Raw genomic sequence first — 6,754 nt, forward strand, 5'->3', positions numbered from 1 at the left:
GGGGGGACGTCGGAGGTGACAAGCTCACCAAGCGAACGTGGGAGTCGATGGCGTCGGCGACCTACATCGCACAAACCTTCGCGCCACCGAGCATGCGGATCGTGCATGGGGGCCAGTCCCTCAAGGCGGATGTGCGCTGCTTCGCGTCCGAGGCGGGTGTGCTGTTGTTCGCGGCCCGGCTTTATCAGGGCCAAACCACGAACATGCGCACCCCGGGTGGTGGATTCGCAGCGGTGCTCACGACACCCCTGATCGACGAGTAATCCTGACTGGAGCCGCCCTGGAGATATGCCGTGGACTACAGCCAGGCCAGTGCCGATTCAGCCAGCTCGCGTTCCTCATCGATCGCGACGTTCCAGATCGCCGGCCCACTCCCGCCATCGATCCGTATGGCTCCTGCATCGTTGTCGCGAGACGCCAGCGCCAGACCAAGCCAGCCCAGGCGCGCGACGATGCGAGCACGCAGGCCGGGCGCGCGATGGCCGATGCCGCCGGAAAAAACCACATGGTCAACGCCCCCGATTGCCGTGGCCATGGCCGCAATGGCCTGCGCAATCCGGACTGCGAACAGCTCCACGGCAAGCTGCGCCTGGGGGTCGGGGTCGGCGAGCAGCATGCGCATGTCGCCATGCCCGGCAATGCCGGCAATGCCGGCAAGGCCGGCAGCGCGGGACAGACCCTCTTCAAGCGTCTGCGCATCCAGACCTTCGTGCCGGAGCAGATAAAGCAACGCACCGGGATCGAGATCCCCGGAGCGGGTAGGGCTCGGGATTCCACCCAGCGGAGTGAGCGCCATGGTGGTGTCGCGGCTGCGACCATCTTCGACGGCGCAGACGCTGCAGCCACCGCCCAGATGCGCGAAGACGGCGCGGCTTTGCAGGATTCCGGCGTCGTGGCTGGCGACGATCCGCAGCGCGGAGGCAAAGGCAAGCCCATGGAAACCGTAGCGGCGGATACCCAGCGCATCCCATGCTTCGGGGATGGGTAGACGCCGGCTCCAGGGGGCGAGTGAGGCGTGAAAGTCGGTGTCGAAGGCCACGCCCTGGCGGGCTTGCAGCCATCGCAGCCGCGCGGCGCGCGCGAAGGCGAGTGCGAGCGGCTGGTGCAAGGGCGCGAACGGCACCAATGCATCCAGTTTCGCGAGCACAGCTTCGTCGAGCTCACGGGACTCGTGAAGGTCACCGCCGTGCACGATCCGGTGGACCACCACCTCAGGGCCGGCCGCCGTTTCCGACAAGGTTTCGAGCAGGGTGGCAAGGCGCTCTTGCGCATCCGGGCCGACTGAAATCTCGACCCGGGAGCGCTCGACGACGCGAGGCTGTGCGCCCGGCACCTCAGCGTTCAACAGGTAGGACGCGCCCTTGAGGGTGGACGAGCCAACGTTGAGTGCCAGAAGCCGGCGCGTGGTCATAGGTGTCGCCAGTTCATGTTCATGGGGACCGTACCGCCCGGCGCAACAGCTGCGCATTGATCGCCACCACGATGGTGCTCAGCGACATGAGCACTGCACCAAGCGCGGGTTGCAGCATGATCCCCCATGCAGCGAGAACGCCGGCAGCGAGCGGGATGGCGACGATGTTGTACCCGGCGGCCCACCACAGGTTCTGGATCATCTTGCGATAGGTCGCCTTGCTCAATGCAATGATCGCAGGGACGTCGCGCGGGTCGCTGCGCACAAGTACGACGTCGCCAGCCTCGACCGCGACATCCGTCCCTGTGCCGATGGCGATGCCGACGTCGGCTGTGAGCAGCGCCGGCGCGTCATTGACGCCGTCGCCCACCATCGCGACGCGCTTCCCTTGGGCCTGCAGTTCCTCGATCTTTGCCACCTTGTCCTCTGGCAGGACCTCGGCGAAGACGGTGTCGATATTGAGCTCCTTCCCGACCGCATTGCCGACTGCGGTGGAATCACCAGTCAGCAGCACAACCTCCAGTCCGTTGTCGTGCAGACGCTTGACCGCATCGAACGATTCGGGACGGATGGCGTCAGCGATCGCGAACACGGCGAGCACCCGGTCGCCTTCCACCAGGTAGGTTGCAGATTGACCATCGGCTGCCGCTGATTCGGCAGCCCGCCGAAGCGTCTCCGGCGGTTCGACCGCGAGCATTCTCAACAGACCCGGCCCGCCAACGTGGAGCGAGCGCTCCTCGACGACTGCGCGCACGCCGCGTCCCGGCATGGACTCGAAGTCCTGCGACATCGGAACGTCGATGCCATGTTCCTTGGCGCTGGTCATCAGCGCCTGCGCGATCGGATGTTCAGCGTCGCGCTGGACCGACGCGGCCACGCGAAGCACCTCGTCGTCGGTGAGTCCATCGGCGGCAGTGGTCTTCACGACGCGGTGCGAACCGAGCGTGAGCGTGCCTGTCTTGTCGAACACGACCGTGTTCAGCAAACGGGCCTCTTCCAGGCCGCGTCGATCGCGCACGAGCAGGCCGTTCCGTGCGCCAATCGTGGTCGAGATGGCGGTCACCAGCGGGATGGCCAGACCCAGCGCATGGGGGCAGGCGATCACGAGCACGGTCACTACGCGCTCGATCGTGAAGCTCCACGGTCGACCGAGGAGTGGCCAGACAATGGCGGTAACCGCGGCGGAGACGATGGCGATGATCGTGAGGTAGAACGCCGCCCGGTCCGCCAGGGCCTGGGCGCGCGAGCGCGACGTCTGGGCCTGCTCGACGAGCCGCATGATACCCGCGAGCGCGGTCTCGTCGCCGGTTCCCGTCACCTCGACACGCAACGAGCCCTGTCCGTTGACGGTGCCGGCGATCACCCGGTCGCCCGCCGACTTGTCCATCGGCTTGGACTCGCCGGTGATCATCGCTTCGTTGACGGCGCTGGTCCCTTCCTTCACGACGCCGTCGGCGGGAATGCTCGCGCCGGGCCTGATGAGCAGCAGGTCGCCGCGCTTCAGTTCCGCGACAGGGACTTCCTTCGCGGTACCGGCCTCATCCAACCGCACCGCCATATCAGGCAGCAGCTTCGCGAGTTCCTTGAGAGCGCCCTGTGCCTGGTTGATCGAACGCATCTCGATCCAGTGGCCGAGCAACATGATCGCCACCAGCGTCGCCAGCTCCCACCACAGGTCCAAGCCCTCGACAACGCCGAGCGTGACCAACGCGCTGTAAAAGAAGGCGACGGTGATCGCAAGCGAGATCAGCGTCATCATGCCCGGCAGGCGATTTCTCAGCTCGTGGTATCCGCCGCGGACGAACGGCGAGCCGCCGTAGAAGTACACGATCGTGCCGAACACCGCCGGGATGTACGCCGACCCCGGGAACTGTGGTGCGGTGTAGTCGAACCAATGCTGGATCATCCCGCTCCAGATCAGAGTGGGGATGGTCAGCAGCAGCGTGAGCCAGAACTTGTCGCGGAAGCTCGCCACGCTGTGGCCAGCATGCTTGTCGTGCCCGGCATGGCCGTCGCCGTCTGCACCTTTGCGGGAATGCGGCGGTTGCTCGCCATGCGCCTGATGATCTTGATGATGATGATTGTGTTGCGTCATGGGTCCGTCTTCCAGGATGCACTAATGCAATGATGCATCAGTGGGGAGATGGATCAACCTGACGGTCTGACGCGCCTGGTCAGAACTTCATCGCCGCCCCATCCCCGCGCGGGTCGGCACCGCCTTCGAAGGAGCCGGTGCGGCGGTCGATCCGGATCGCCTGGGCGTGGCCCAGCGAGCCCTCCCAGCGAGGGGCGATGGCCGCGGGGCTGCCCACGCAGGCGCAGTTCGCGCGTGGTTTCATCGGAGATGCGCGATTCCAGCAGCAGGCTGCTCGACGCCGTGCCCCAGGTGCGACCCATGAGCCAGCGCGGGGCTTCGATGGCCTGCTGCACGTCGAAGCCGAAGTCGATCATCCGTGTGAGCAGGGCCCGCCTGGGTCTGCGGCTGGCCTTCGCCACCCATGGTGCCGTAGGCCAGCATCGACGCACCGTCCCTGAGCAGCATGGCCGGGATGATGCTGTGGAAGGTGGGTCTTGCAAGGCTCGAGCCGGTTCGGGTGGCGGTCGTCGAGCGAGAAGAAGCTGCCGCGGTTCTGCATCAGCACGCCGGTGTCGCCGGCGACCACGGCCGAGCCGAAGTCGTGGTAGATCGACTGGATGGTCGACACCACAAGGCCGTCGCCGTCGGTGGCGCAGAAATAGACGGTGTCGCCGTCAGCTGGCCGGCGGTCGGCAGCGGGACCGTAGCGCAGGCCCGGCTCGACCCCGCCGATCGGTAGCGCGCGGAGGATCGATCAGCGCGCGGCGCTCGTCGGCGTAATCATTCGACAGCAGCTTCTGCAGTGGGATGTCGACGAAGCCCGGATCGCTCAGCCATTCGTCGCGATCGACGAAGGCGATCTTCACCGCTTCCACGATGTGGTGGTAGTAGCCGGCGCTGCCTTCGCCCCAGGACGCGACGTCGAAGCCTGCGAGCAGGTTCATGGTCTGCAGCGCCGCGGGATGCAAGGACCGGGGGCGCCCGGTGCGGGGTCATTGGCGTGGCTCATGGGGTGGCTCCTTTCGATACGGGTGTTTTCGCGGCGTCATCGGCGGCCGCGGGTTTGTCCGCGGGCGCAGCGGGCCCCAGCAAGAGCCGCTGCAGCGGCGGGATCAGGCCGCCGCAGCCCAGCGCGAACAGGCCGGCCACCACAGCAGCGCGGGGCCGCGGGTCGCGTCGAGGCTGACCAGCGGAAACGCGACCGCCATCAGCACGAGCGAGGTACTCAGGTAGGCCTGGCGATTCTTGAACAAGGCGATCATCGATACATCTCCCAAGCCGACCAGCACGATCATCCCGACGGTCGAGATACCCGTCACGACAAAGGCGACTAGCGTCCACGGCAGCGTCTTGCGCAACACCGCTTCCGTCATCACCCTCCAAGACTTGGGCGAGGTCGCGCGAGTGCCCGTCGGCAAGGCTCGGGGCCATGTCGGCTTCACCCCGGATGGACGCCACTGCTACGTTTCCCTGCGCGACGAGAACAGCGTAGCCGTGACCGACACCGCAGGCCGGCGTGTCATCACCAAGTCCCGCTGGGGCCCCCGCCCGATCCAACTTTTCGCTCTGCCCAACGGACGTGAGTTCTACGTCGTCAATCAGGGAACGGAAGCGTCGCCCGGAAACACCGTGTCGGTCATCGACACCACGACTCAGAAGGTGATCCCTGAGATCATCACCTTGGCGGGTGCTCATGGAGTCGCCGTCAGCACAGCGGCGACAGGGTCTTCGTCGTCAACAGTTTCGCCGACATTGTTTTGGAGATCGACCCCGAAACCCATCGCGCGGCGCGCTCCATTCCGGTGGGATCCGGTCCCGGCGGAATCACGGTCGGCGAGGGGCCGAGATAGCAAATGTCAGGCACGGTCTTGCTGGGTGAGTCCGCCTAGCCGAAGGTTGGCCGATGCACTTGTAGTCCTGCCGCAAGAGCATCCCAAGGTATAATGGCGATGCTCACCCGGCCCCCAAAGGAGCCCGACGATGGCTAAACTCGGCTCTGGTCAGTCGGGGCACGCGCCTGCGACGACCGACAAGCGAGCGCTGGCCATCTCGGGCTGGCTCACCGGCGTCTACTTCGTGATTGAACTGGGAATCGGGCTCTGGACGGGCTCCGTCGCGGTCACCTCCGACGCTTTCCACACCTTCTCCGCTGTCGGCGGCGTCCTCATCGCCTTGGTCGCGCTACAGCTCGGGGAGCGCAAATCCAGCCCCGCCCGGACATTCGGTTATGTGCGCGCCGAGATACTGGGCGCCCTATTCAACGGCCTGTTCCTCGCGATCATGGCCATGTTCGTCTTCGGGATGGGCGCGATGCGGCTGATGGAGCCCATCGATCTGCCGACGACGCCCATGCTGATCGCGGCGGCCGGGGGCATCGCTACGGAATTGGTCGCGCTCTGGCTGCTCTACGAGCGACAGAAGGCCGACTTGAACCTCCGCGGCGCCTATTGGCATATCCTCCAGACTTTCGTCGGCAGCTTCCTGATCATCGTGTCCGCCCTGGTGATCCGCTTCACGGGCTTCCTGGCGATCGACCCGCTGCTGGGGATGGCGTTCGGAGTAGTGCTCCTGTGGGCGTCATGGGGGATCACGAAAGACGCTCTCCACATCCTCCTGCAAGGCACGCCCCAGGATCTCGATCTGCACGCCGCGATCGCCGCGATTCGTGAACTGGAGGGCGTCACCGACGTCCACCACGTCCACGCATGGAGCCTGACGTCGGGCGTCAATGTTTTCTCAAGCCATGTCAGGGTGCGCAGCATGGCGGAAGGCGACCGCGTGCTGCGGGAGGTGAGCGGCCTCCTGCGCGAGCGATTCCAAATCTACTTCTCGGCCACCCAGATCGAGGACCGCTGCCTTGCGACCGAAGAGGAGGCGACCGCGATCGAATAACGCGGCGTGAGCCCGGTATCGGCGCGACAACTGGCGCTCCACAAGCTGGCCGCGGATTAGACGGAATCCCAGAAGCAGAAGAGGAGTCAAGGCATGCAGCGCGAGGACAGGAACGCCGCATCCGTGCGTGCACGAATGCGCCAAGAGGCGATCAGCCGGTGGGAGAACGATGGCGGATCTGTAGCGGATCGGTTTCCTCCCCAGGAGGGCCGGACAGTCATCGGCGAAATCGGAGAAACCGAAGAGAACGGCAATCGCGGTCGCCTCGTCGCGTCCGTCCGCGCCCTGAGCGATGCGACATTACATCGAGGGTGACGCCCTCTACGCCGATCTGCGCGCGGATATCGCGGCGGCCCGTTCCACCATCCGTCTGG

At 65.8% G+C, this 6,754-nt stretch carries 7 protein-coding genes and 1 pseudogene; 3 read left to right on the plus strand and 5 right to left on the minus strand.

The annotated features are described in order from the left end of the window. Positions 1–263: pseudogene (locus Q0654_RS09945) on the plus strand (hypothetical protein); the annotation flags it as partial. 35 nt (positions 264–298) lie between these two features. Here Q0654_RS09945 and Q0654_RS09950 read toward each other — a convergent pair. The 5 genes from Q0654_RS09950 to Q0654_RS09970 form a co-directional block, all read right to left on the minus strand. Then, the gene (locus tag Q0654_RS09950; RefSeq protein WP_298853313.1) at positions 299–1,411 is read right to left on the minus strand and encodes a hypothetical protein; all 1,113 of its coding nucleotides are present in this window, start codon (positions 1,409–1,411) and stop codon (positions 299–301) included. Positions 1,412–1,430: 19 nt separating this feature from the next. After that, a complete protein-coding gene (locus tag Q0654_RS09955; protein WP_298853315.1) occupies positions 1,431–3,506 on the minus strand; it encodes a heavy metal translocating P-type ATPase in 2,076 nt (691 codons plus the stop codon). Between the two features lie 79 nt (positions 3,507–3,585). Then, positions 3,586–3,750, minus strand: a complete 165-nt coding sequence (locus Q0654_RS09960) for a hypothetical protein (protein ID WP_298853317.1) — start codon at positions 3,748–3,750, stop codon at positions 3,586–3,588. A 412-nt stretch (positions 3,751–4,162) separates the two neighbouring features. Continuing rightward, entirely contained in the window at positions 4,163–4,456 is a 294-nt protein-coding gene (locus Q0654_RS09965) for a gamma-glutamyltransferase (protein ID WP_298853320.1), read from the minus strand. A gap of 144 nt (positions 4,457–4,600) precedes the next feature. Beyond that, a complete protein-coding gene (locus tag Q0654_RS09970) occupies positions 4,601–4,861 on the minus strand; it encodes a hypothetical protein (protein ID WP_298853322.1) in 261 nt (86 codons plus the stop codon). Between the two features lie 607 nt (positions 4,862–5,468). Between Q0654_RS09970 and Q0654_RS09975 the strand changes: the two genes are divergently transcribed. Both Q0654_RS09975 and Q0654_RS09980 read left to right on the plus strand, forming a co-directional pair. Further along, entirely contained in the window at positions 5,469–6,380 is a 912-nt protein-coding gene (locus tag Q0654_RS09975; protein ID WP_298853324.1) for a cation diffusion facilitator family transporter, read from the plus strand. A gap of 93 nt (positions 6,381–6,473) precedes the next feature. Beyond that, positions 6,474–6,695, plus strand: a complete 222-nt coding sequence (locus Q0654_RS09980) for a hypothetical protein (RefSeq protein WP_298853327.1) — start codon at positions 6,474–6,476, stop codon at positions 6,693–6,695. The last annotated feature ends 59 nt before the right edge of the window (positions 6,696–6,754 follow it).

It is taken from the genome of uncultured Aquimonas sp. (genome assembly GCF_937888285.1).
In the GTDB taxonomy this organism is placed as follows: domain Bacteria; phylum Pseudomonadota; class Gammaproteobacteria; order Xanthomonadales; family Xanthomonadaceae; genus Aquimonas.

Coding starts and splice junctions, on each gene's coding strand:
- Q0654_RS09980 (WP_298853327.1), top strand. CDS start 6,474: ATGCAGCGCGAGGACAGGAACGCCGCATCCGTGCGTGCACGAATGCGC.
- Q0654_RS09975 (WP_298853324.1), top strand. CDS start 5,469: ATGGCTAAACTCGGCTCTGGTCAGTCGGGGCACGCGCCTGCGACGACC.
- Q0654_RS09950 (WP_298853313.1), bottom strand. CDS start 1,411: ATGACCACGCGCCGGCTTCTGGCACTCAACGTTGGCTCGTCCACCCTC.
- Q0654_RS09960 (WP_298853317.1), bottom strand. CDS start 3,750: ATGAAACCACGCGCGAACTGCGCCTGCGTGGGCAGCCCCGCGGCCATC.
- Q0654_RS09970 (WP_298853322.1), bottom strand. CDS start 4,861: ATGACGGAAGCGGTGTTGCGCAAGACGCTGCCGTGGACGCTAGTCGCC.
- Q0654_RS09955 (WP_298853315.1), bottom strand. CDS start 3,506: ATGACGCAACACAATCATCATCATCAAGATCATCAGGCGCATGGCGAG.